At 49.8% G+C, this 25038-nt stretch carries 18 protein-coding genes, 3 pseudogenes and 2 riboswitches; of the genes and pseudogenes, 16 read left to right on the top strand and 5 right to left on the bottom strand.

Annotation, left to right across the window (positions count from 1 at the left end):
- The first annotated feature begins 204 nt into the window (after positions 1–204).
- A complete protein-coding gene (locus PVOR_RS16680) occupies positions 205–726 on the top strand; it encodes a GNAT family N-acetyltransferase (RefSeq protein WP_006210564.1) in 522 nt (173 codons plus the stop codon).
- A gap of 309 nt (positions 727–1035) precedes the next feature.
- Here the strand turns inward: PVOR_RS16680 and PVOR_RS16675 are convergent, their stop codons facing one another.
- The 3 genes from PVOR_RS16675 to dapA all read right to left on the bottom strand — a co-directional run bounded on the left by PVOR_RS16675 (position 1036) and on the right by dapA (position 4019).
- The gene (locus PVOR_RS16675; RefSeq protein WP_006210562.1) at positions 1036–1491 is read right to left on the bottom strand and encodes a hypothetical protein; all 456 of its coding nucleotides are present in this window, start codon (positions 1489–1491) and stop codon (positions 1036–1038) included.
- 27 nt (positions 1492–1518) lie between these two features.
- Entirely contained in the window at positions 1519–2958 is a 1440-nt protein-coding gene (locus tag PVOR_RS16670; protein WP_006210561.1) for a PAS domain-containing sensor histidine kinase, read from the bottom strand.
- 167 nt (positions 2959–3125) lie between these two features.
- Positions 3126–4019, bottom strand: a complete 894-nt coding sequence (dapA, locus tag PVOR_RS16665; RefSeq protein ID WP_006210559.1) for a 4-hydroxy-tetrahydrodipicolinate synthase — start codon at positions 4017–4019, stop codon at positions 3126–3128.
- Between the two features lie 111 nt (positions 4020–4130).
- Between dapA and PVOR_RS32830 the strand changes: the two genes are divergently transcribed.
- From PVOR_RS32830 to PVOR_RS16600, 14 genes and pseudogenes are all read left to right on the top strand, one after another.
- A complete protein-coding gene (locus PVOR_RS32830; protein ID WP_327196556.1) occupies positions 4131–4475 on the top strand; it encodes a LysR family transcriptional regulator in 345 nt (114 codons plus the stop codon).
- The gene (locus PVOR_RS16660) at positions 4405–5007 is read left to right on the top strand and encodes a LysR family transcriptional regulator substrate-binding protein (protein ID WP_327196557.1); all 603 of its coding nucleotides are present in this window, start codon (positions 4405–4407) and stop codon (positions 5005–5007) included. Before PVOR_RS32830 ends, PVOR_RS16660 begins: the two co-directional genes overlap by 71 nt.
- A gap of 66 nt (positions 5008–5073) precedes the next feature.
- A riboswitch (ZMP/ZTP riboswitch) is annotated at positions 5074–5154 on the top strand.
- An 86-nt stretch (positions 5155–5240) separates the two neighbouring features.
- Positions 5241–6401 (top strand): phosphoribosylglycinamide formyltransferase 2, encoded by a 1161-nt coding sequence (gene purT / locus PVOR_RS16655; protein WP_006210558.1) that lies wholly within the window; start codon positions 5241–5243, stop codon positions 6399–6401.
- A gap of 353 nt (positions 6402–6754) precedes the next feature.
- Complete coding sequence (locus PVOR_RS16650; RefSeq protein WP_006210557.1) at positions 6755–8071, top strand: MATE family efflux transporter; 1317 nt, start codon at positions 6755–6757, stop codon at positions 8069–8071.
- Between the two features lie 211 nt (positions 8072–8282).
- Positions 8283–9917, top strand: a complete 1635-nt coding sequence (locus tag PVOR_RS16645) for a response regulator (protein ID WP_006210556.1) — start codon at positions 8283–8285, stop codon at positions 9915–9917.
- Between the two features lie 49 nt (positions 9918–9966).
- Positions 9967–11761, top strand: a pseudogene (locus PVOR_RS33035) (cache domain-containing sensor histidine kinase).
- Positions 11754–12752, top strand: coding sequence for a substrate-binding domain-containing protein (locus tag PVOR_RS16635; protein ID WP_006210555.1), 999 nt, complete (start codon positions 11754–11756; stop codon positions 12750–12752). Before PVOR_RS33035 ends, PVOR_RS16635 begins: the two are co-directional and overlap by 8 nt.
- 189 nt (positions 12753–12941) lie before the next feature.
- A pseudogene (locus PVOR_RS16630) lies at positions 12942–13968 on the top strand (galactose ABC transporter substrate-binding protein).
- 95 nt (positions 13969–14063) lie between these two features.
- Positions 14064–15603: pseudogene (locus PVOR_RS16625) on the top strand (sugar ABC transporter ATP-binding protein).
- Entirely contained in the window at positions 15600–16619 is a 1020-nt protein-coding gene (mglC, locus tag PVOR_RS16620; RefSeq protein WP_006210554.1) for a galactose/methyl galactoside ABC transporter permease MglC, read from the top strand. Before PVOR_RS16625 ends, mglC begins: the two are co-directional and overlap by 4 nt.
- Positions 16620–16688: 69 nt before the next feature.
- Positions 16689–17762 (top strand): Gfo/Idh/MocA family protein, encoded by a 1074-nt coding sequence (locus PVOR_RS16615; RefSeq protein WP_006210553.1) that lies wholly within the window; start codon positions 16689–16691, stop codon positions 17760–17762.
- A 3-nt stretch (positions 17763–17765) separates the two neighbouring features.
- A complete protein-coding gene (locus tag PVOR_RS16610) occupies positions 17766–18611 on the top strand; it encodes a sugar phosphate isomerase/epimerase family protein (protein WP_006210552.1) in 846 nt (281 codons plus the stop codon).
- A gap of 144 nt (positions 18612–18755) precedes the next feature.
- Entirely contained in the window at positions 18756–19448 is a 693-nt protein-coding gene (locus tag PVOR_RS16605; protein WP_006210551.1) for a response regulator transcription factor, read from the top strand.
- Positions 19445–20569, top strand: a complete 1125-nt coding sequence (locus tag PVOR_RS16600; protein WP_006210550.1) for a sensor histidine kinase — start codon at positions 19445–19447, stop codon at positions 20567–20569. Before PVOR_RS16605 ends, PVOR_RS16600 begins: the two co-directional genes overlap by 4 nt.
- A gap of 82 nt (positions 20570–20651) precedes the next feature.
- Here the strand turns inward: PVOR_RS16600 and metE are convergent, their stop codons facing one another.
- Positions 20652–22949: a 5-methyltetrahydropteroyltriglutamate--homocysteine S-methyltransferase gene (gene metE / locus PVOR_RS16595; protein WP_006210549.1), complete on the bottom strand. Its 2298-nt coding sequence runs from the start codon at positions 22947–22949 to the stop codon at positions 20652–20654.
- 146 nt (positions 22950–23095) lie between these two features.
- A riboswitch (cobalamin riboswitch) is annotated at positions 23096–23299 on the bottom strand.
- An 84-nt stretch (positions 23300–23383) separates the two neighbouring features.
- Positions 23384–24589 (bottom strand): glycoside hydrolase family 88 protein, encoded by a 1206-nt coding sequence (locus PVOR_RS16590; protein ID WP_006210548.1) that lies wholly within the window; start codon positions 24587–24589, stop codon positions 23384–23386.
- Positions 24590–24850: 261 nt separating this feature from the next.
- On the opposite strand from PVOR_RS16590, the gene PVOR_RS16585 reads away from it, so the two are divergent.
- The gene (locus PVOR_RS16585; protein WP_006210547.1) at positions 24851–25033 is read left to right on the top strand and encodes a tautomerase family protein; all 183 of its coding nucleotides are present in this window, start codon (positions 24851–24853) and stop codon (positions 25031–25033) included.
- The last annotated feature ends 5 nt before the right edge of the window (positions 25034–25038 follow it).

Genomic DNA, 25038 nt, shown 5'->3' with positions numbered 1-25038 from the left:
TGTAAAAATCTCCTTTTTGAATCAATATGAAGGAATTTGATTCTTCTTAACGAACATACACAGAGTAATCTGTACACATAAGAAAGAGGGTGACCTGGCGTTATCAAGTTATACTTGTATACACGGCGACTCGCATTTGCCACTGTATTGAAGTGCCAAGGTAAGTTATAACACTTAAATACAACTGGAAGAGGAGTATGGCAAATGCATATCGTTACAGAAAGATTGGTTATTCGCGAGTTTGATCCGGGCGACTGGCAAGATGTTCTTCTATATACATCAGACCCCGTTGTGATGAAGTATATGCCGGAAGCGGTGTTTACGCAGGAGACAGTGAAGTTATTTTTGGCCGAAAACAGGGGAGATCAAGCTAGAAAATACGCGGTTATGTTGAAGATGGAACAGCAAGTGATCGGTCACATCGTGTTCCATCCCTGGTTCGGGGAGCTTACGTATGAAATCGGCTGGATCTTCAACTCATCCTATCAGAATAAGGGCTATGCCACGGAAGCAGCCAGAGCAGTGCTCCAGTATGGCTTCGAGGTACTGAACATACACCGGATTATTGCGACGTGCCAGCCAGAGAACACCCCCTCCTACCGCGTGATGGAGAAGCTGGGTATGAGAAGAGAAGGACATTTTAAGCAGTGCATTCCCCAAGGCGATGTGTGGTGGGATGAGTATTATTATGCGATGTTAAGGTCTGAATGGGAAACCATGTCATAGTTTTTTTGCGATAATATAATATGTGCCCAATATATCTCATGATTGACAATGAGATATATTGGGCTGTTTGATTTGTATCGAAAGGTTTGCCCTGGATATGAGAATGAGTATATGACATCGTTGAAAAGCGCCATGATCATGGCAGAAGACGTGGAGATGAAGGCCAGCCCTTCGCCAGCCTCCCGGAGCGACGTATCAGAGCAGGCGCAGGATAATCCCTTTTTTTAAATTACGGGAGATCTTCTATTATATTGGCTACAATCCGTTTCGCCATTCCGATGATCGATTCTGCGAAGAGAAGGACAAAAGTTATGACAGGCTGTCCAGATCAAGGGCCAGCATGTTTCGGCTCTCTTGTTCAGTGACCTTATCCAGATAGGATCCTGCCGATTCTTTGGATGCCAGAGCGCGCTCCTTATCCCCTAAGACCAGATAAGCACGGGCTTCCGCTTCATACCCGTATCCGATGTAGAACGGTTCGAGACTTGCGGATGAGCCAACGGTGATGCAGCGCTTGGCATAACGCAGCGCTTGATCGCCTTGCCCCACTACCGCATACACTCTGGAGAGCTGCCAATATCCAATCGAAAGGTTGCGCTGTGTATGATCTTCGACCCGGGTCCAATGCCAGAAAGAACTGTGACACATATGAATCATGTCCTCTTCTTCTTGGGGTGTACGCTGTTTGTTCTCTAAGATATCCCACACCTGATTGAAGCAGTCCATTGCAAATTGTTTATGGGTATTTGGATTCTGATTATCCATACCGTATTCCTCCAATATTGGGTGATTTCATAAGGCGGGTAATTGAATCGTAAAGGTTGTCCCATGATCAGGCACGCTCTCCACGTTCATCGTTCCGCCGTGATTGTGAATAATGTTCTTGGTTATCATGAGACCGAGTCCCGTTCCTGTATCTTTGGTTGTGAAAAAAGGCTGTCCCAAGGATTGGATCTGCTCAGGAGTCATCCCAATCCCTTCGTCCTGCACTACAATTTGAACATTGTGGCCGCTGCGCAGCATGTCTACGGTGATGGTTCCCCCTTGATTCATCGCTTCCATCGCATTTTTCAGCAGATTGATAAAGACTTGCTTAAGCTGATTGACCTCACCCTGAACGGATATCGGGACATCCGGGTAATGAGGAATGATTTCGATATTTTTGAGTGCGGCTTGAACCTTCATCAGTGTAATAATCTGCTCCAGAATCGGCAGTACTTCGATTGGACCGCTGACATGAACCCCTTGCGGCTTGGAGAGCACCAGCAGTTCGTTGACAATCAGCTCAATGCGTTTAAGCTCCGATTCAATAATTTCAAAATATAGCTCGTTGCTGCTTTCCGAAGATCGTAGCAGCTTCACGAATCCGTTAATGGATGTTAACGGATTCCTGATTTCATGGGCGATTCCTGCGGCCAGCTGTCCAGCGGTCGTTAGCTTCTCAGACTGCATTACGCGGTCCTCTTCTATCCGCTGCTCGGTGATGTCTTTGAAGATGCCCAAGGCGGCTGTATCACCTTCATAATGGACCATTATCGTGCAGCCGCTGACAATCTTCTCTTGCCCGTCCAGGCAGCGGATCAGATAGTTGACGCTTCCAATAACCCCATCTTTCTCATATCGCATACGGCGCTTGATCAGGTCATTATGAGACGATACATCGACCACTACATCTGTTGAAATGCCAAGAACATCACGGGGATGCGTGGCTTTTACCATTCTGAGCGCTGCGGGATTAACGTACTGGACAATACCCTTCTTGGTGATGAGTACTGAGAGGGGGAGAATCTCCAGCAGCTGCAGGAATGTATGTTCTTTCTCGAAGAGTTTCTGTTCCTTCTGTTCGAGCCGCTCCATAAGCTGACGGTGCAGGGTTCGATCCTCAAGCTGTACCCAGTACGACTTGGGATTCTTCTCCGTATCCAGCTCAATCCCGGTATGTATGTTGAGGTAGAGCATGTGCTTCTCTGGATGATGATAGGTATGTTCAAAAGGGTTTATGGATTGCTGATGATCTTGAGACGCCTTTACGTTCTGAACGATACAATTCAATAGCATGCGTATGCTTTCCGCTTGCTGCGCCCCGGCAGTTAACGCTTGCTGCGTGTAACCCAATAGATCACTTAGTGCCGTATTGGCCTTAAGTAGAGTTCCATCAAGTGAAACAATTGCCATTCCAATTACAGCTTGTTCAAAAGCAAAATCAGGATTTTGGTTGGGATAGGGCAGCACTGCAAGTCTCCTCTCAAATATCTGCAAGGATCGAAGTTACCCATATTATATGTTGGTCCCTATCTTTCATCAATCCTATTCTATTGATCTTTCGCTTTGGCTGTCCGCCATACAGAAAAGGCAAGGCAACAAATCCTCCTTGCCTTTTTCTTAGAGCAACTTACTGCTCAACGCGTGTGAAAGAACAGATTTCGCAGGACCTTTTCAAAGGATAGCTTTAGCTCCTCCGAAATGGGTGCCATCGGCAGACGAAGAGTGTCATTAGAGATGAGCCCTTGCTTGGCGAGCAGCCATTTGAGTGGAGCGGGATTAGATTCTGCGAACAGCTTCTGAATACACGGAATCAGCACTTCAAATTCCAGTTCAGACCGAAAATAGTCCCCTTGGGCAGCTAATTGATACATGCGAATGTAGGCCTCGGTATTCACGTTGGCAGACGCCAGAATCCCGCCGGAAGCGCCATGATACAGCATTTCCTGGAAGTGAATATCATCCCCGCAAAGAACAGGCTTCGAACGATTCTGTGATAATTCCTTCATTAACTCCGTACTTGAGGTGCTATCCTTCATGCCAATCACACCAGGCAGATCCATGATTCTTCTTATGGCATCGACCGGCAGCCGGATACCTGTACGCGAAGGAACTTCATATAAGATAACCGGTATACCGACCTCGGACACTTGACGGAAGTGTTCCATGATCCCTTCTATTGAAGGACGGCTGTAGTAAGGTGTGACTACCAATACGGCATTGGCACCGATAAGCGCTGCCTGTTCCGTCCGTTTCACGCTGGAGACCGTATCGTTCGTTCCTGTACCGATGACCAGCGGCAATTGCCGCTTGCCCAGAATTCTCCGGGTTTCACCTGTAAGCCGAACAACCTCCTCCCACGTAACCGTTGGCGCCTCGCCGGTGGTACCGTTGATGACCAAACCCTGAATGTCATGGGTTAACAAGTTCTCTACATAACGTTGATACGAAATAAGGTCCAGCTCATAATCCTGTGAAAAGGGTGTAATGACAGGCACATAAATTCCATGCAGCTGCTGCTCATTCAACATGGCCCTTCCTCCATTTCATTGGTTGTGGTTATACTGTATCATGGCAATCAGAATCAGTGTTATCTATAATAATAGATAATTATTATCAATATTATTGATAAGGAGAGCGAGATGGAACTCATCTACCTGCAAACATTCAAGGAAGTGGCGGATCGTCAAAGTTTCACGAAAGCTGCGGAGGAGTTAGGATATGCTCAATCCAGCGTAACCACTCAGATTCAGAAGCTGGAGAAGGAATATGGCGTCAAGCTGTTTGAGCGATACGGCAAAGGTCTGCGGTTGACGAAGTCCGGAGAGGAGCTTCTGAAGTATGCAGTTCAGATGCTGGACCTGTTCCAGCAGTCGAAGGAAAAGCTGACCAAACAAGGCGGGGGCACCGTTATCGATAGGGACCATCGACTCGTTAGCCGCTTATTTTCTTCCGCCGGTCGTACATCGGCTGAGACATCAATATGAGGATCTTTCCATTCGTTTGCAGCCAGATCGTGAAGACCGCATTGTGAGTAAAGTGAGGGAAGGCGAGTACGATATGGGTCTCATGCTGGAACATAACCCGTCTGATTCATCCTTAACATGGATTCGAATCAGGGAGGAACCTCTATTACTGGTCGCTCACCCGAATCATCCTCTTCATGTTCATCCCGTCATTAAGCTTGAACATCTGGCTGATGTAGAATGGATTATGACCGAGGATAGCTGCAATTATCGTATCATGCTGGAAAAGGTCCTTCGTGCCCGCGGCGTTCCCTTACGTATAGGATTGGAATTAGGCAATCCCGAAGCGATTAAGCGCTATGTCATGTCCGGTTCGGGGATTTCGTTGTTGCCCCGCATGGTAGCCGAAGCGGAAATCAAGCGGGGAGAGCTGGCTGTTCTTCCCTTTATCCATCCGGATATCCGACTGGATATACAGATGGTGATACATCCTAAGAAATGGATCTCGCATGCGCAGAGAGATTTCATCGATATGATGATATCCAAACCCTAGAAAAAGCTCTGTTCGATGATATTGCATTTAAGGGAAAGATTAAGTATGATTTAGCTAACAATGTATAGGTTTATGTGTGACTGGCGTAGCATGGGGGACCATGAGGGAGCACATGGATGACAACGGCCGTACGCCTGGGCAGAGGTAAGGGAAGCTTATTTCCCTTACCTCTTTTATTATTCTAATGACTTCTATCATCTCTGAAACTATGAAAAAAAGGGGATATCACAACGATGTTGAAAACGAAGAAAATACTGCTGCTAGGATCAGGAGAACTGGGAAAAGAGGTTGTCATCGAGGCACAGAGACTGGGCGTTGAAACCATCGCCGTTGATCGTTATGCCGATGCTCCCGCCATGCATGTCGCCCATCGCAGTTATGTCATTGATATGCTGGATGGGGATAAGCTGCGCGAGATCATAGAGCAGGAGAAGCCGGATTTGATCGTTCCCGAGATTGAAGCACTGGCAACGTCGGAGCTTGTGAAGCTGGAGGAAGAGGGATACCGCGTTATTCCTACCGCGAGAGCCGCGAAACTGACGATGGATCGGGAAGGCATCCGCCGACTGGCGTCGGAGAAGCTGGGGCTGCCGACTGCGGGTTATCGGTTTGCCGATACGTATGAGGAGTTTGTTCAGGCTGTGCGGGAGATGGGATTTCCGTGTGTCATTAAACCGCTTATGAGCTCTTCCGGAAAAGGCCAGAGTGTCTGCCGCTCAGTAGATGAGATCGCGTCCTGCTGGAATATTGCCATGGAAGGCGGCCGGGTGCAGAACGGGAGAGTGATCATTGAGGAATTTATTACGTTTCAATCCGAGATTACACTTCTGACGGTTCGCTCTGTGAGTGGGACAAACTACTGCGCGCCAATCGGGCATATCCAGGAGAGTGGAGACTACATCGAATCCTGGCAGCCGCATAACATGTCGGAAGAGCAGATTGAGGAAGCCAAAGGTATAGCAAAGGCGATTACCGACGAGCTTGGCGGGTTCGGATTGTTTGGGGTAGAGCTGTTCTTGACCGAGAATAAAGTGTACTTCAGTGAAGTATCTCCAAGGCCGCATGATACCGGCTTGGTTACGCTTGTCACACAAAACCTGTCCGAATTTGCGCTTCATGTACGTGCCATTCTCGGGTATCCGATACCCGAGATCGAATGGATCACGCCTGGAGCCAGCCGGCCGTTGAAAGCACCGAAAGAGCTGGAACATTATACGGTTACCGGTGCTGAGCGGGCACTTGCCGTTCCGAACACTCAGCTGCGCATTTTTGGCAAGCCTGTAACCAAGGTCGGAAGACGCGTCGCGGTTGCGCTGTCCACGGCCAGCCATGTAGAAGAGGCACGTTCACGTGCAAAAAAAGCATGGGAGATGCTTGCTGTAGAAGAAGTTTAAACGCTTAAAGTGTAACCCTTCTTGCTTGTCCCTCTTGATCATGCTCTAAGGTCAACCGGCACTTCCCGGTTGGCCTATTTCTATAGGAAGCAGCCGCGAGCATCCGTTTCGCTATTGCCGTGCCGTGGTGCCGAGACGAGTATATGTAATTTAAAAATTAATAATAAATATGCAGAAATTTACGATCGTTCATGATAAGATACACAGGAATACGATGGTCCACATCCCGATAATCCCATCATTTGGGGCCTTATCACGGGATTCATTTCAACATATAAATAGAACGCTCTACAGGCATAGGAGAAATAACATGAGAGATATGTACACAGGGAAGTCCGATCAAGCTGATCGTGATGTTTACGATACCGCTCTTAATCGGTAATGTTTTTCAGCAATTTTACAATATGGCAGATACACTCATCGTGGGACGGACGATTGGGGTGGACGCACTTGCAGCCGTAGGTTCGACAGGCAGCATTTTGTTCTTTGTCATCGGTTTTGCTCAAGGCTTGACCGCAGGATTGTCCATCATAACGGCTCAGCGCTTCGGTGCAAAAGATATCGCAGGTATCCGTAAAAGTGTCGGCACGAGCATCTGGATCAGCCTTGTCTTCACCATTTTTCTAACCGTTGTCAGTGTGATGTTTACGAGACCGGTGCTTGAGATGATGAATACGCCGGCTGAAATATTGGATGATGCCTACTCCTATTTGATTGTTATCAACTGGGGTGTTGGCGCAGCCGTTCTGTTCAACTTGTTGGCCAATCTGCTCAGAGCGCTAGGGGACAGCCGAACGCCGCTGCTCTTCTTAGTGGTTGCAAGCATTCTGAATATTGTACTGGATCTGCTGTTTATTCTTGTATTCAAGATGGGCGTAGCAGGAGCAGGACTTGCGACGGTTGTATCACAGCTGTTCTCCTGCTTGCTGTGTCTGATCTATATTCACAAAAAAGTACCGCTGCTGCAGTTCAAGAACGCGGATTGGTCCATAGACTGGACATTTATCCGCCAGCATATGTGGATCGGCTTTCCCATGGGCTTCCAAGCCTCCATCATTGCGATCGGAGCCATCATTCTTCAAATTACGCTGAATGGACTCGGTGCAACCGCCGTAGCAGCATACACCGCAGCTCAGAAAATTGATATGCTCGCGACCCAGCCTATGAGCTCCTTTGGCATTACGATGGCAACGTTTGCGGCTCAGAATTATGGGGCAAACCGAATAGATCGAATCAGGCTGGGGGTTAAACAGTGCATTTGGCTCTCGGGATCGTTCAGCATCGCCGTGGGATTGCTGGTCATATTCGCGGGTCCTGCCGCGGTCAGTCTGTTTGTCGGTCAGGGTCAGGAGGAATTGCTATCGCTCAGCAGGCTGTACTTCTTATCGAACGGAAGCACCTATTTACTCCTGTCGCTGTTGTTTATATACCGCTTCACCCTCCAAGGCTTGGGACAGAGCTTTATTCCAACGGTGGCAGGCATTATGGAGCTGATCATGCGCGTTCTGGCTGCCATCTTCCTGACCGCACAGATCGGTTTCCTCGGTGCAAGCCTGGCTAATCCGCTGGCATGGTTAGGTGCAGTCATCCCGCTCGGCATCGCCTATTATATGAGTATCAAGAGGTTGAGCAAGCCCGCTGCATCTACATCGATACCGGTTCATGCTTAAAGAACAAGATTCAATGGATATCGGAGAACGAATGATGACTCTAGGAACAGGAATCCACCTGTTTGATCAGAGGCACATTCGTTCTTTTTTTGTAACTTTGTAACGGCTTGAAAAAAACGTAAAAGTCAGACATTCCAAATTGCAGGACGGCGATGTAAGATCTTTTTAGATCCATTAAGACTATTAACGGACGAAAACAGGAGGGGTCGCATTGTATAAAGTGCTGTTAGTGGATGATGAAGCCGATGTGCGGGAAGGGCTCGTTCAGGAAATACACTGGGGAGCATGCGGATTCACCATCGAGGGTACGGCGGAGAACGGAAGAGAGGCTATGGAACTTGCAGAGCGACTCGAGCCGGATGTTGTCATTACTGATATCAGTATGCCATTTCAGGACGGACTTCAGTTAGCCGCATGGCTTCGGGAGCATCAGCCGCTATGCAAAATTGTCATACTGACAGGCTACGATGAATTTGATTATGCCCGCCAAGCGATTACGCTCCGTGTGGATGAATATTTGCTTAAACCATTCTCTGCGGACAGCTTCATGGAGCTATTGCATAAGATCAAAGACAAAATCGATAGGGAGGTTGCCGAACGCGAGGATGTAAGACAGCTGAAGGAGCATTACCGCACAAGTCTGCCCTTGCTTCGGGAATCGTTCCTAGCATCGCTGCTCACCCGTAAATTACCCCGTACGATTATCGAGGAGAAGACTCGAAACTATGGGCTTCCATCGAATGGAGCCTGCTATTTGGCGTCGGTATTGGCCTTGTATCCGGCGGCTGAGGATAAGGAGAAGATTTCTTCAAGCTCGCTGCGCCATTCAGGCGATCTGGATTTAATGCTGCACGCCATGTTGAACATAGCCAAAGAACTCATGGATCCTCTTTCTTATGGAAGCGCATTCATCTATCAGGATAGCATTGTGTTATTGACTGCGAATGACGGGCGTGAGGATGAGGCATGGTTTAACGATCTGCAGGTCACTCTGGACCGTCTATTAAAAAGCGTCCTTCACTACTTGAAGCTGTCGGTTACGATAGGCGTTGGCTCCAAGGTTCGGCATCTGTCCGATCTCAAGCATTCCTATCAAGATGCTCTACTGGCACTGGATTACAGACTGATTCTCGGTGCCGAGAAAGTCATCTTCATTGATGATGTGGAGAGCCCGAGGCAGGAGGGAGTTCGTCTGGATGAGCTGAAGGAGCAAGCTCTGATTCGTAATCTGAAGCTGGGTACTGCGGAAGAGTTGAGTGAAGCGATTTCGCACATATTTGATGAGCTGATTGGTGCCTCCTGCACCATTCATGAGGTTCAGGTCTACCTGCTGGAAGTGGTCACTTCCATATTGCGAACAGCCAAGGAATCGGGAATTGAAATGGAGGAGTTGTTCGGGGCAGGGTTTCAGCTGCACGCTGAAATTTTTAAATTTTCCGGACTGGAGGAAGCCAAAGCGTGGCTTCTTGACATCAGTTTGACCATCCGCAAGCATATTTCCAGCTCCAGACAGCACTCCTATAAAGACATCGTGGAGAAGGCGCTTCAATATACCCGGGAGCATTACGTGGATCCCGAGCTTTCTCTGCAGAAGCTGTGCATGCAGCTGCACATCAGTACAGGCTATTTTAGCGGCGTGTTCAAAAAAGAGATCAAAATGACGTATGTTCAGTATTTAATGCAGCTGCGCATGGAAACGGCGAAAGAGCTTCTGCGTTCTTCGGATCTGAAGGCTTTTGAGATTGCAGAGCGCGTTGGTTATGCCGATCCGAATTATTTCAGCTTCTGCTTCAAGAAGCAGGTTGGTATATCACCCAAGGAATACCGTGCGCAAGCGAGGGGGTAGGACACAGGTGAAAATCACGTATTCCAAGCGATATTCGGCAAAGCCGGCCATGCAGCGCTGGGTTAGGCGATTTCGCACATACAGCATACAATCCATCATCATGTGGTCGTTCTCCGCATTTATTCTGCTCATTGTGGTTGTCGTAGCCGTGCTGCTCTTCAACAAATTCTCGCGCTCGGCAGAGCAAAGCGTATTTCTGAATGCCCAGCAGATTGTCGATCAGGTTAGCTATAATCTGGAGGATTATGTGGATGGAATGGCGCAGCTGTACCGGGCTATCGAGGATAATATGCTCGCGGACGGGCAATGGGACGATGAAGAGGTGACCCAACAGCTGGATACGATCATGCGAAGCCGGGATGATATCGTCTCCATCGCATTATTCAATGAGCAGGGCGAAATGCTGCGGAACCATCCGGCCGTGCCGGTCAAACCAAGCGCCCGGGTGACGGAGCAGAGCTGGTTTCACTCGGCCATGAGGGTGTCGAATACATTTTGAGCTTCTCGCTGCCCCATGTGCAGAATCTGTACGACAATACGTTTCAATGGGTCGTCACAATGAGCAAAGGCATTACGGTCGTTCATAATGGGGAGCCCATGTACGTCATCCTGCTCGTGGATATCAATTTCAAGAAAATTGATGAGCTTAGCAGCCGTATCAGTTTAGGGAAGCGGGGGTATGCGTACATCATCGATGAAGGCGCCGGGAATATCGTGTACCATCCCCAGCAGCAGTTAATCTATATGGGGCTTCGGAATGAGAGCGTGGAGAGGGCGCTCACATCCTCCGACAGCTACATTGACGAATCGGACGGGATCAAGCGGCTGAACACCGTGAAGTCGGTGGTTAACATTGGTTGGAAAATCGTTGGTGTGTCTTATCTGGACGAGATCATGACCACCAGAGAAGAGGTCAACCGCTATCTGGTTCAGGTTGTCGCAATCGTTCTGGTGCTTGCCATCGTCGTGTCGCTGATTCTCTCCGCAATGCTTACACGCCCTATCCGCCGGATGGGCAGAACCATGAAAGCGGTGGAACGGGGCGATTTCAATGTAGAGCTTCCGATGCAGGGGCCGCTCGAAGTCATGCAGCTGTCCAGCCGATTCAATCTGATGCTGGACAAGATCAGACAGCTGATGCAACAGATTGTGAAGGAGCAGGAATCCAAGCGAAAGTATGAACTGGAAGCATTACAGGCGCAGATCAACCCGCATTTTTTATATAACACCTTGAATTCGGTTGTCCGCATGGTGGGCATGAGCAAGAAGGAGGAGGTCATTACGATGATTACCTCCTTGTCGAAGCTGTTTCGCTTGAGCCTGAGCAAAGGAAAAACATCCATCAGCGTACAGGAAGAGCTGGAGCATGCAAGGCATTATTTGACCATTCAACAGATGAGTACTATAAACAGAAGTTTGATTTTACAATCGAGGCCGATGAAGCGTCACAGTCTTGTTATACCCTCAAGCTGGTGCTTCAGCCTTTAATTGAGAACGCTATCGTGCATGGCATCGAGTATTTGGTGGATCAGGGACATATTTCCGTAACGGCAGCCGTACGGGGAGACGTGTTGGAACTGACGGTTGCGGATAACGGGGTGGGGATGGCTCCCGAGGTCGTTGAAGGAATTTTGGACGATGAATGGCCTGAGCAGAATCCCGCCAAATTTGTCAATACGGCCGGCTCCGGTGTAGCCGTTCGAAATGTTCACGATCGTATCCGGTTGTATTATGGGCATCGGTATGGTCTGGAGTTTCAGAGTGAGCTGGAAGCGGGCACGACCGTTCGCATTCAGATTCCTGTCATTCACGATAATATCGAGGAGGTGCGCGAGGATGATTAAGAGAATTACTTCAATTCGGTTACCGCATGTCCCGATCGTCTGTTTCATTGCGGTTTTCTTATCACTAATGTTCTTAACCTCATGTTCTTCAGAGCCACCCTTGGATGAGGAGAGCGAACTGCGGCATATTGCGCTCGTAGCACCCGTACACGCCGAAGAACAGGGCGATGCCATCCGTTTGGGTGCCGAAGCGGCTGCCAAGGAATACAGGTTTGAGCTGGATTATATCGCCCTTGAGCCAAGTGACGATGAAGCGGAGCAGCTTCAAGTCTCGCTACAGGCATTGGAGAGAGGCACTTCTGCCATATTGGTTGACCCGGCATCCGAAGCTGTGCTGAAGGACCTCGGCGTGAAGGCTTCAGCAGCGGGGATCCCGGTGATTGCATTAAATGATGCCCGCATGAATACAGGTGTGATGGCCGCCATTGCAATCAACAACGAAGCGGCAGGACGCCAGGCGGGGCAGCAGCTCGCAGACCTGCTTGGAGGAGCAGGCATAGTGGCCATCCTTCGATCGGACAGGGAAGATCCGGACTTAATTGCTCGCGAAGAAGGCGCCAAGCAAGTACTGTCGAATATCAGCGGCATTCAAATTGCGGATGGCGCCGCATGCGGCAAGCGTGAGGATGCTTGCTGGCAGGCAGCCAAGCAGCTGCTTGACCGGGATGCCATCGACGGGATTCTGGCACTGGATATTCAGGCATCCCTAGGTGCTGCCAAAGAAGTTGCTCGGCGCAAAGAGCAGGGGAGGATCAAGATTGTCACATTTGGCAGCGATCTGGAGCAGCTGCAGCTTCTTCAGGATGGCGTCATTCACAAGCTGGTGGTACAGAATGGCTTCAGCACAGGTTATTTGGGAGTAGAACAGGCGGTGAGAGTATTGGACGGCTCCAGATATGACAAGCCGATCGTGCTTGAAACCAAGGTCATTGATGCGGATAACATGTTCTGGATGGATAATCAGAAGGTGTTGTTTCCATTTGTGAAGTAATTCCACAACTGTAAAAAGTGATGAGGATTTTGATAGAAAACATGAGGATTTTGAATTCGAATGTGCCATCCGTTACGGCATAATGGCGATAGACAGTGAAATGCGGCAATGGATGGCCGTACACATCGCTGATCATCGAATGAATCAGGGAGGTCAACCCAGGTGAAGAAAAAATGGTTGTTTGTCCTTATGGCGGGCATGATGCTGACCACGGCGGCATGCAATAACGGCGGAAGCAGTTCAACCGGCGGTGAAAGCAAGGGAAGTGAAGCAGCGAGCGGAAGCACGCCCCAAGTGGGGGTGGCGATTTACAAATTTGACGATACGTTCATGACGGGTGTGCGTAATGCAATGTCCGACGCGGCTGATGGCGTGGCTAAGCTGGATATCGTGGATAGTCAAAATGCACAGCCTACCCAGAATGAGAAAATCGACCTGTTTATTTCAAAAAAATACAGCTCCATGATCATCAACCCGGTGGATCGGACAGCTGCCGGCGTCATTATTGATAAGGCCAAGACGGCTAATACACCGGTTGTTTTCTTGAACCGGGAACCGATCGCAGAGGATATGAACAAATGGGATAAGGTGTATTACGTAGGGGCGAAGGCGGAGGAATCCGGCACAATCTCCGGTCAGCTCATCGTGGATTATTGGAAGGCGAATCCGAAGGCAGACAAGAACGGGGATGGCAAACTCCAGTATGTGCTGCTGCAGGGCGAACCGGGCCATCAGGATGCGGAGCTGCGAACCAAATTCTCCGTGCAGGCGATTCAAGATGCAGGCATCGAAGTGGAAGCGCTTGCGGTAGATACCGCGATGTGGGACCGCGTAAAGGGCCAGGAAAAGATGCAGGCATTCCTCGCATCCCATGGCGACAAGATTGAAGCGGTTCTCGCGAACAATGACGATATGGACGCTGGGAGCCATTGAAGCATTGAAGGCAGCGGGATATTTCAGCGGCGACAAATACATGCCTGTTGTCGGCGTAGATGCAACGGCCCCTGCAATCCAGGCGCTTGAAGACGGCACACTTCTCGGTACGGTGCTTAACGATGCAAAGAGCCAGGGAAAAGCTTCAGTAGCGATTGCTGCGGCACTCTCCAAGGGAGAAACGCCGAACAAGGATAACACCGGCTTTGACATTACCGATGGCAAATATGTCTGGATCGCTTACAAAAAAATAACGAAGGACAATATCGCCGACGCGAAATAATGGCAGGGTTATATGAAAGGGGCAGCGGCTATTCGTAGCGTTGTCCCTTTATATTCGGCTTTTTTTGGCCCGGCAGGCGAAGGAGGTATCCAGGGATGACAGAATCGTACGTACTGGAGATGCGGAATATATCGAAGGCTTTCCCAGGAGTTCAGGCGTTGAATGATGTGACATTCAAGGTAAAGCCTGGCACCGTGCATGCTCTCATGGGTGAGAACGGGGCAGGCAAATCAACGCTGATGAAGTGTTTGTTCGGCATTTTACAAGCCGGATGCCGGCGATATTTATTTGAATGGCAGCAAGGTAACCATTAACAGCTCCAAGGACGCGTTAAATTATGGAGTATCCATGATCCATCAGGAGCTCCATCCGGTGCCGCACCGCAATGTGATGGAGAATATATGGCTGGGCCGATTTCCGATGATGGGTTTCTGGCCTTTCAAATTTGTGAATGAGAAACAGATGGCTATCGATACGCTCCGGCTGTTCCGTGAGCTTGATATCGATGTTGATCCCAAGGCAAGGACGGGTGCGCTCTCTGTATCCAAGATCCAGTCGCTTGAAATCGTCAAGGCCGTGTCCTACCACTCCAAGGTGATTGTGATGGACGAACCGACCTCATCTCTGACGGGTAATGAGGTGGAGCATCTGTTCAGCATTATGAACAGGCTTCGGTCGCAGGGCGTGTCGATTGTGTATATATCGCACAAGATGGAAGAAATCCTGCGGATATCCGATGATGTGACCATCATGCGTGATGGCAAATATGTCGGTACCTGGCAGGCAGGTGAACTGACAACCGATTTGATTATTACCCGCATGGTGGGGCGGGATTTGACGGAGCGTTATCCTGAACGCACGAATGTTCCCGGAGATACCCGGATGAAGATTCACAATTTGAGTTCCCCGAATCCGAAATCGTTCCAGAATGTGTCCTTTGAGCTCCGAAAAGGCGAGATTCTGGGCATTGGCGGCCTGGTTGGTGCGCAGCGGACGGAGCTGATTGAAGCCATGTTCGGGCTTCGTCCGATCGCCTCCGGAACGATATCGATTCACGGCAAGCAGGTGAAGATCAAGTCACCTTCCGATGCCAAGAGAAACAATATGGCACTCTTGACGGAAGAGCGGAGAGCAACCGGCATTTTCCCGGTTCTCTCGGTTTACGAGAATACGGTCATTGCCAATCTTCGAAGGTATCAGAATTGGGCATTTCTGTTGAATGAACGTAAAGGAATGGAAGATGCCCGAAGGAATGTGGAGAAGCTGAGAACCAAAACGCCGTCGGTGAATACCCAGATTCGGAATCTGTCCGGCGGCAATCAGCAGAAGGTGCTGTTGGCAAGATGGCTGCTCACGGAGCCTGAGATTCTGCTTCTGGATGAGCCTACCCGTGGAATCGATGTCGGTGCGAAGTTCGAGATTTATTCCATCATTACGCAGCTGGCCAAGCAAGGGAAGAGCATCATCATGATTTCCTCTGAAATGCCCGAGCTGCTGGGGATGTCCGACCGGATCATGGTGATGAGTGAAGGGCGGATGACGGGAATTCTTGAGGGGCATGAGGCTAGCGAAGAGGAAATCATGCGGCTTGCCGCACAGCAGCGGTCAGCTGATCCAGGAGGGGAAGATCGATGAATACGCAAGTCATCGTTAAAGTTAAAGATTATTTGGCGCAGCGCGCCATATTCGTTGTATTGATATTGCTCGTGATCGGGATTGCCGTAGCAGATCCTAACTTTCTGGCCTTCTCCACATTGAGGGATATTCTGCAGCAATCCTCTACCAGGTTAATTATCGCGCTTGGCGCGGCATTCATTCTGATTACTGGCGGGGTGGATCTCTCGGCTGGACGGGTCGTAGGTTTAAGTGCCGTTGTATCGGCATCGATGCTCCAAACGGATGTCTATGCCAACCGTTTCTTTCCGGATCTCCCTCAGGTTTGGGTCTTCATGCCGATTCTTATCGGCATCTTGGCGGGGCTTATCGTTGGTTTAATTAACGGTTTCATTGTAGCCAAGCTGCATGTGCCGCCATTTATTGCGACACTCGGCACGATGGTCGGCATTTACGGCATCAATTCCATCTATTTTGATATGGAGCCGAACCAATCCCAGCCGATTGGCGGTTTAAGGCCCGATTTTACCGTGTGGGGAAGTGGATACATCGATTTCGGTGGTGGATACTCTCTTCCGTACATCGTTATTATTGCCGTGTTTGTGGCTTTTGTCTGCTGGGTTATATTCAATAAAACCCGGCTCGGCAAAAATATGTATGCCATTGGCGGCAACGTTCAGGCTGCGCATGTATCCGGCATTAACGTAGCCCGAAATCTCATAGCGATCTACGCCATCTCCGGGGCGCTGTATGGAATTGCCGGCGTGCTGGAGGCTGCCAGAACCGGGGGTGCGACCAACAACTATGGCAATATGTATGAGCTGGATGCCATTGCCGCGTGTGTGGTAGGCGGCGTATCCACTGCCGGGGGTATCGGCACGGTTCCGGGCGTGATGGCTGGCGTGCTTATCTTCGGTGTCATCAATTACGGCTTGACCTTTATCGGTGTGAGTCCTTATTGGCAATTGATTATCAAAGGACTTATTATTGTAGCAGCGGTTGCCTTTGACATTCGAAAGTATATGGCAAAAAAATAAAGGAAAATGCAGCCGCTGGAGTATATCCCGCGGCTTTTTTAATAATCATCAACTACAGGAGGTGCTGTCATGATTACGGATCAGAAGCGACTGAATATCGGTGTGCTGGGCTGCGGTCCCATATCGCAGTACGGGCATTTTGAAGCTTGCAGAAGAGCGCGCAACGCAAGGCTGTACGCCATATGTGATGTGGCTGAGGATTTGCTCAGGAGGATGGCCGAAATCCATCAGCCTGCGCAGACCTTCAACGACTATGACAAGATGCTGGCCGATCCGGATGTAGACGCGGTCATCATTGGCATCGCAGACCAGTTTCATGTTGAAGCTGCACTTAAAGCCATCGAAGCAGGCAAGCATGTTTTGGTTGAGAAGCCTCTCGGTGTCACCGTAGAGGAGTGTGAGGAATTGCTGCGTAGAGCCGAGCATTCCGGGTCTGTGGTACAAGTCGGCAACATGAAACGATTTGATCCGGGAATCGCTTACGCCAAGCAGTTCATGGATCAAGAGATGGGTGAACTGCTGGCTGTGAAAGCATGGTATTGCGATTCCACCTACCGTTACACGGTCACGGAGAACGTGCAGCCGATGGTGCAGCTGAGTCCGAACGCATTGAGACCGGAAGGCAATCCGAAGCTCGATAAACTGCGATACTTCATGCTCACCCATGGCAGCCATCTGGTTGATACGGCGCGCTTTTTAGGAGGAGAGATGGTCAGTGTTACGGCTTGGAACACGCAGAAATTCGATGCATATAACTGGTTTGTCACGGTTCAGTATGCCTCGGGTGCTATCGGACATCTGGATTTAACGGTTGCCGTGCGGATGGACTGGCATGAAGGCTTTCAAATATACGGCGAACACGGAAGCATTCTCGGCAAAACCTACAATCCGTGGCTCTTTAAGTCAAGCGATGTTGAGGTGTTCTCGGCACGTGACGGCTGTTATCACAGACCGCTTGGCGAAGACGCGCATTTTTTCAAGCTTCAGGTTGAGGGCTTTGCAGATACGATTCTGGACCAAGCACCCATGAAGGGGGCCAATCTGGAGGATGGCGTTGCCGCCATGCGGGCGATGGCGGCGATTGCAAGATCTGTGGAGAGCAAGGAGACGGTGAGGCTGGCTGATGTAACGGGAGGTGTATGAGGCATGAGGCTTGGCATCTTCTCCAAGACGTTTCACCGACCGACATTGGATGGGAATTTGGATGCAGTCATGGCAAGTGGACTCGATATCATACAGTTCAATCTGTCATGCGCTGGTCTCCCGTCTCTGCCGGATGCAGTGGATATGGAGATGGCGGTCCATATAAGGGAAGCGTGTGAGAAGCGGCATCTTCAAATGGCTGCAGTCTCCGGTACCTTTAACATGATTCACCCGGATCGGCAGAAACTGCGGAACGGTGTTCGCCGGTTTCGTCATTTGGCCGCGATGTGCCATGCCATGGGAACATCGGTCATCACCTTGTGCACAGGCACAAGGGACCCGGTCAATATGTGGAGAACGCATCCGGATAACGATACGCCGGAAGCATGGAATGATCTGCTCCTGACGGTGCGGGAGGTTGTGAATATCGCGGAGGAATTCCAGCTTGACCTCGCTATTGAACCTGAGCGGGCCAATGTGGTTAGCGATGCCGTCAGATGCAGGCAGCTGCTGGATACCATCGCTTCAGCCCGATTAAAGGTCGTGCTGGATGCGGCGAATTTGTTCAGGCCGGAGGAGGAGAAGCCTTTGGCCGATGTTCTGGAACAAGCATTGTCGCTGCTCGGCGAACAGGTCATTATCGCGCACGCGAAGGATTATTCGACCGCTGACGGGCTGAAATATGTGGCTGCCGGAACCGGTGAGCTGGACTACGGAGCTTACTTGAGGCTGCTGCAAGATTATCATTTCAAGGGACCGCTTATTCTTCATGGATTGTCAGAGAATGAGGTGCCGAAGAGTGCTCACTACCTGAGGACCCGAATGGCTGCAGTTCAAAGAAACGGATGAGGGGATTGTTACAGTAGCCAGGCCCATGGTATTCATGGTCTTTTTTGGCGTGTCCTCACTAGATCTTCACAAGTTTCAGTTATCATGAATTTTTATGTTAAAGTGGACGTGTACTGAGAAAGCACTCGATAAGGAGAAACAACCATGAAGACCATATTAGTCGTGGACGATGAGCCGAATATTAGAGAAGTTCTTGCTTCTTATCTGCTTAAAGAACATTATCTGACACTGGAAGCGGCAAACGGTTCCGAAGCATTGGGATACATGCGTAAGCAGGCTGTGGATCTTGTTATATTGGATCTGATGCTGCCGGATATGGAGGGTGAGCGGGTATGCCAGGAAATTCGAACGTTCAGCTCAGTGCCGATTATGATGTTGACGGCAAAAGTGACCCAAAGCAGCAGGATTGGCGGGTTTGCGGCCGGTGCGGATGACTATATTGTAAAACCTTTTGACCCCCGCGAGGTGATGGCAAGAATCAAAGCCGTCTTAAGACGGGGGGATGACAGCAAGCTGCTTGCAGATGTAATTGTATATCACCAGGGGCGGCTTGTGATCAATTCGTTGAAGCACGAGGTAACCTGTGATGGACAGGTCATAAATTTGACGCCCAGCGAATATAAACTGCTGCTCTTGCTGGCCAAGTATCCACAGCGGAATTTCTCGCGCGAAGAGCTGGTCGATCGGGTATTAGGCTGCGATTTTATTGGGGATATCCGCATTATTGATCAGCATATCAAGAATTTGCGGCAGAAGATTGAGCCCGATTCAAGACAGCCCCAATATATCATCACCGTCTACGGATTCGGCTACCGCTTTGGAGGTGAGGTGTCTTGAAGCAGCGCCTGGATCTAAGGCTTGCCGCCATTATCATCAGCATCACCGCAGGGATTCTGATCGTGTTTACCGTCACCAATATTGTGACCAACCATTATCATATAGCCATGTACCAGCAGCAGTCGAATGGGCATCACGGAATGGACGAGCTGAACGAACATCTGGAGCAGGCGCAGATGCAATCCATTATTTTGACATGCTTGCTGTCGATAGCGGTGGCCTCCATCATAGGTATTTATGTGGCTAGAAGGATATCGGCTCCCCTAATCCAGATGAAGCAAGCAGCTGAGATGATGACGCAAGGGAAATTGGATATCAGGGTGGATACCCGAGGAGATGATGAAATCGCGGGACTCGGTTCTTCGCTGAATGAGCTGGCTGTACAGCTGCAGAAGCAGGAGCAGCTTCGGAGAAACATGACGCAGGATATTGCCCATGAGCTGCGAACGCCGTTAACTACCTTGAAGAGTCATACCCGTGCGCTGGAGGACGGCATATGGGAGCCGACAGCCGATCGCTTTCGAACCTGCCTGGAAGAGATTGACCGATTGATTGATCTGGTTACTGAGCTTGAAGATCTGCATGATATGGAATCACCCGAGTTTCAGTTATCCCGATCGGAACAGGATCTGGCCAAGATTATAGAGAGAGCTGTGACCGTGGTAAGGGCCGCGTACAATGAAAAACAAGTGGATCTGCGATACGTGCATCAACCCGGCGATTTGCCGATAATCGCTAAAGTAGATACGGACCGGATGCTTCAAATCTTAATCAACGTGCTCAGTAACGCACTGTACCACACACCGGCAAGCGGGAGGGTCCTGACTGATCTAGTGGACGAAGGGAATACGGTTCAGATTCGTATTGAGGATTCAGGCCAAGGCATTCCAGCTTCCGATCTGCCGTATATATTCGAAAGGCTTTATCGGGGAGATAAATCAAGGAACCGGTTAAACGGTGGAAGCGGAATGGGACTTGCCATCGTCAAGCAGCTTGTTGCAGCTCACGGCGGAGATGTATGGGCTGAAAGCGGGAAAGAGCAAGCAGGTGGAAGCTGCTTCTATATTCGGATACCCAAGGAAATTCCCGTCGATTCCAGCAGACAACAACAGGAAGTATAGAAGCAGGGGTCATCTATATAAAAAAAACAGCAAGCGCTCTGCTTTAAGCAAGAGCGCTTGCCTGTTTTCTTACTTCAACCCTTTAAGATTGATTAACGGACAATACCTCTCGATATTGGGAAGCTGCTGCAACCATGTTGCGCAGGGCAGCTACGGTTTCATCGCGCCCGCGCGTTTTCAATCCGCAGTCGGGGTTGATCCAGAACAGTTCGGGATCCAGTACGGACAACGCACGCTTAATCATCTGGGTCATCTCATCGACTTCCGGAACGCGCGGGCTGTGAATATCGTAAACGCCAAGGCCGATGCCATGATCATACGTATGCTCCTCGAAGCTCCCGATCAGCTCGCCGTGACTTCGTGAAGTCTCGATGGATATCACGTCGGCATCCAGGGCGCGAATGGAATCGATAATGTCATGGAATTCGCAATAGCACATATGGGTATGAATTTGGGTTGTATCCTTCACGGATGAGGTGGACAGACGGAATGCCTTCACTGACCAATCCAGATATGCCTGCCAATCTTCACGCTTAAGCGGCAATCCTTCACGAAGCGCCGGCTCGTCAACCTGGATCATCTCGATGCCTGCTTGCTCCAGTGCGTTAACCTCAAGTCGGAGAGCCAGGGCGATCTGATAAGCGACCAATTCTCTTGATATGTCGTCGCGAACGAAGGACCAGTTCAGGATCGTGATCGGTCCGGTTAACATCCCCTTGACGGGTTTCGAGGTCAGGCTCTGTGCATATACGGTTTCCTTCACGGTCATCGGGTTTACGAACTCAACGTCTCCATAGATGACGGGAGGTTTGACGCAGCGCGATCCGTAGGACTGAACCCAGCCGTTAGCTGTAAAGGAAAACCCATCCAATTTTTCTCCGAAAAATTCCACCATATCAGTCCGTTCAAACTCCCCGTGAACGAGAATATCCAGGCCGATGTCTTCTTGAATCTCAATCCAGGCGCGAGTTTGCTCGGCGAGGAAGGTTTCATACTGCTCGGCAGACCATTCGCCGCTTCTCCAGTTCTTCCGGGCCTGCCGAACTTCGGTCGACTGCGGGAAACTTCCGATGGTTGTGGTAGGGAGGAGCGGGAGATTCCATTTCTTCTGCTGGGCTTTGCGCCGCTCTTCAAACGACAGCGCTCGAGTCGGATTCAATCCGACAACCTTGGACGTTTCTTTCTGTACCTGTTCGTTATTCCGCAGCGATGATTGATTCATGGCGGCTACGGCCTGGTTATGCTCTTTCAGCTGCTCGGAAACGGACTCAATCCCATTATTGAGCGCGCTAGTGAGCAGCGTCAATTCGTCCAGCTTCTCATTGGCAAAAGATAACGCCTGGCGAAGTACGGGGTCCAGCTTATCCTCATAAGCTGTGGATACGGGAACATGGAGCAGGCTGCAGCTCGGCTGTATCACATATTGAGAAGGCTTCACCTTTTGGGAGAGGGTGTCCAGCAATTCCAGCTTGGCATCGAGATCTGAACGCCAGATGTTACGACCGTCGATAAGACCAACCCCCAGTACCTTATCCTCAGGAAACCCGTGCTTGAGAAGCTGTTCGGTATTACCATCCAGGCCGTGTACGAAATCAAGCCCGATGCCTTGCACAGGCAAGGAGATGATCTCTACATAATGGCTGACCGAATCGAAGTAGGTTTGGAGCATGATCCGGATCGCCGGAGCCGCTGCATGAAGTTTTTTGTATACGGATGATACAAGCGCCAATTCATCTTTGGCTAATGAAGTAACCAGAATCGGTTCGTCGAACTGCACCCACTGAACACCTTCATGCTCCAGCTCCTTCAGGATTACCGCATACAAATCCGTGAACTGGTCCAGCAAGGACTCGAATTGATCCGGGGTGTAGCCTTTAGACAGCTTAAGGAAGGTATAGGGACCGACAAGAACAGGTTTACCTTCGATACCTAGCGAGGATTTGGCTTCACGGTAAGCTTCTAGCGGCTTGTTGACCGTAAGATGTGGTTTGGCATCCTGAAGTTCCGGTACAATGTAGTGATAGTTCGTGTTAAACCATTTGGTCATCTCGCACGCAGCAGCACCTTGACTGCCGCGAGCCATGGCAAAGTAGACACTCAGCGGTACAGGATCACCATCGTACTTGAAACGCTGTGGCACCAAGCCAAACATCACCGACATGTCGAGCATATGGTCGTACATTGTAAAATCATGAATCGGAATAAGGTCGATGCCTTTCTCCTGTTGAATGCGTAAACGGTCCAACCGAATGTCGTCCAACTTGGATAGAAGTTCGTGTTCCTCAAGCTTGCCGCTCCAGAAGGATTCCAATGCTTTTTTCCATTCGCGATTTGCTCCGATTCTCGGATAGCCGAGATTGCTGCTTTGAACATTTGCCATCAATATCTTCGCCTCCACCAACATATTTAAATGACTGAATAAAAAAAGACGCCTTTACCCCGATCATAATATCAAGGGTAAAGACGCCTCCGTTGTGTACATACGGATGCTGCGATCTTTAACACCTCCCTATCTCCCGTAGGTAAGCAGTGTTGTCAGAATAGGCAGGTCTCCTGGCTCCAGAATCAAGGTCTGCCATGGCCTTCCCGATCAAAAGCTGATCAGTGGCATCATCCGATGGCAAACTCCTCTGTTACAGTGGCGGGACCGCGTTGGTGTTGCACCAAACTTCCCTTTTAAGCTGAAATTGAAGAGGCTTCAACATCAGCACCTATTCCCATTAATTAAATTTGATTGCTGAGTATCAAGGTACAATAAATTCCATAATTATGCAACCTATTTAAATGGAGGTTGTCTTACGCAAAAAAACCGGATCAGAAGATCCGGTTTTTCCACCCCATTAACTTGGCAGCGGCCTCAACATAATAGTAATCGCCATAGATCAGGGAGACGTTGATATTTTGGTCACCAGGCCAATGGCCTGTTGCCTCTTTCAGTATGCCTTCATAATTCGGATCATCCCATTCAGCGTAACGAGTCGTCAAGGAGTCGATGATGCGTAAGGCACTTCTGCGGTACACCGCGCTTTCGGTTTGCGGTACCTGATCTGCGAGCTCAAGCAAACCCGAAGCAGCGCAGGATGCCGCTGACGTATCTCGGGGTTCTGCCGCAATGAAGAGAGATTCAGCTGATTGATGGGTTGCTGCTGTTGCGGGTGTTTCCAGCTTCTCGGGTTCCGCACGAAAATCCCAGAGCGGTATGGAATCCTCCTCAAGGGACGCGACAAAGAAATGCGCCACGCGTTTCGCGGCGTCCAGATATCGGATATCACCGGTATACCGGTACGTGTTGGCCATGCCATGCAAGGCCCAGGCAGCGCCCCGGCTCCAGGCGGATTCGGGTCCCAGTCCTTGTCCTCCGAGCGCTTCCATGAATTCCCCGGTGAACGGATCAAACCGACAAATGTGCCTAACGGAGCCGTCCGGTCTTATAAAATGCTCCACTACCGTATTGGCCTGCTCTCTGGCAATATGCGCATATCTCGGATCACCTGTCTCCTCGGAGGCCCAGAACAGGAGGGAGAGGTTCATGGTGGAGTCAATGATGGACCAGCCTTCATTCCCGTGATTCCAGGAGGTAGGTTTCACCTGATTCCAGGCACGTATAAACCGTCCCGCAGGATTGTATCTTCCAGCCAGCAGGGTAGCGGCCAACACCCCTCTGCGCCTGGCATCCTGATCCCCGGTCAGCTTATATTTGATTACGGCCGTCGGCAGAAACTGAAAGCCTACATCATGATGAAAGTTGCTCTCTGCAATAATGGCCTGCTCAAGTCTCATGTCCCATTCCCAAGCCCATTCCTTATACTGCGGCTGCTTGGTCATATCATACATAATCCACAGCATCCCCGGCCAAAAACCGGAGGTCCACCAATCGATCCGGGTGGAATCATAGATCCCGTTCTTGGTTGCATGGGGAACCTTGTCTGCCAGCTGCTCCGCCATGCGTGATAGTTTGGCCTCGAGTCGTTCCCATAATAACGAATAGGATGCGATCGCTTCCTGCTGTTGTCCGTTCATCGTAACCCTCCCAGAACTTATGGTATAGATCGGCTGATGTCTCGTTTCTGCTGAGACCTATTGTTCCATAGAAAGGCGATAAATTCTATACGCGGAGCAGAAGAACTATTGAAATAACAAGCCGATCCTAAAAAAACACAAGCTTTTCGAAGCACCTAAAAAAAACACAAGGGAAGCGATCAACTTCCATTGCTGCCCGTACCTGAAAACTTATAGGATAAGGATATTCATCACATCCATTTCATAAGGAGGCGAAAGCCGTTGCCGCAAATTACGATTAAAATGTATGAGGGACGCTCGGATGAGCAGAAGAGCGAAATCATTGATGTTTTTACAAGAGAGTTGTCCCGTATTATTGATCGTGAACCCGAATTCATCAGCATCCAGTTTGACGAAATTCCGATAGATGATCATGCACCGGCCAATTTGAGAAACAAGAGGTGAGCACA

It is taken from the genome of Paenibacillus vortex V453 (assembly GCF_000193415.1).
In the GTDB taxonomy this organism is placed as follows: domain Bacteria; phylum Bacillota; class Bacilli; order Paenibacillales; family Paenibacillaceae; genus Paenibacillus_AQ; species Paenibacillus_AQ glucanolyticus.
The sequence above is the reverse complement of the archived record's forward strand: the minus strand, read 5'-3'. Positions and strand labels throughout refer to the sequence as shown.

What these genes read in the sequence shown, in the direction of transcription:
- PVOR_RS16680 (WP_006210564.1), top strand. Translation starts at nt 205, where the DNA reads ATGCATATCGTTACAGAAAGATTGGTTATTCGCGAGTTTGATCCGGGC.
- PVOR_RS16675 (WP_006210562.1), bottom strand. Translation starts at nt 1,491, where the DNA reads ATGGATAATCAGAATCCAAATACCCATAAACAATTTGCAATGGACTGC.
- dapA (WP_006210559.1), bottom strand. Translation starts at nt 4,019, where the DNA reads ATGTTGAATGAGCAGCAGCTGCATGGAATTTATGTGCCTGTCATTACA.
- PVOR_RS32830 (WP_327196556.1), top strand. Translation starts at nt 4,131, where the DNA reads ATGGAACTCATCTACCTGCAAACATTCAAGGAAGTGGCGGATCGTCAA.
- purT (WP_006210558.1), top strand. Translation starts at nt 5,241, where the DNA reads ATGTTGAAAACGAAGAAAATACTGCTGCTAGGATCAGGAGAACTGGGA.
- PVOR_RS16650 (WP_006210557.1), top strand. Translation starts at nt 6,755, where the DNA reads ATGTTTACGATACCGCTCTTAATCGGTAATGTTTTTCAGCAATTTTAC.
- PVOR_RS16635 (WP_006210555.1), top strand. Translation starts at nt 11,754, where the DNA reads ATGATTAAGAGAATTACTTCAATTCGGTTACCGCATGTCCCGATCGTC.
- mglC (WP_006210554.1), top strand. Translation starts at nt 15,600, where the DNA reads ATGAATACGCAAGTCATCGTTAAAGTTAAAGATTATTTGGCGCAGCGC.
- PVOR_RS16615 (WP_006210553.1), top strand. Translation starts at nt 16,689, where the DNA reads ATGATTACGGATCAGAAGCGACTGAATATCGGTGTGCTGGGCTGCGGT.
- PVOR_RS16610 (WP_006210552.1), top strand. Translation starts at nt 17,766, where the DNA reads ATGAGGCTTGGCATCTTCTCCAAGACGTTTCACCGACCGACATTGGAT.
- PVOR_RS16605 (WP_006210551.1), top strand. Translation starts at nt 18,756, where the DNA reads ATGAAGACCATATTAGTCGTGGACGATGAGCCGAATATTAGAGAAGTT.
- metE (WP_006210549.1), bottom strand. Translation starts at nt 22,949, where the DNA reads ATGGCAAATGTTCAAAGCAGCAATCTCGGCTATCCGAGAATCGGAGCA.
- PVOR_RS16590 (WP_006210548.1), bottom strand. Translation starts at nt 24,589, where the DNA reads ATGAACGGACAACAGCAGGAAGCGATCGCATCCTATTCGTTATTATGG.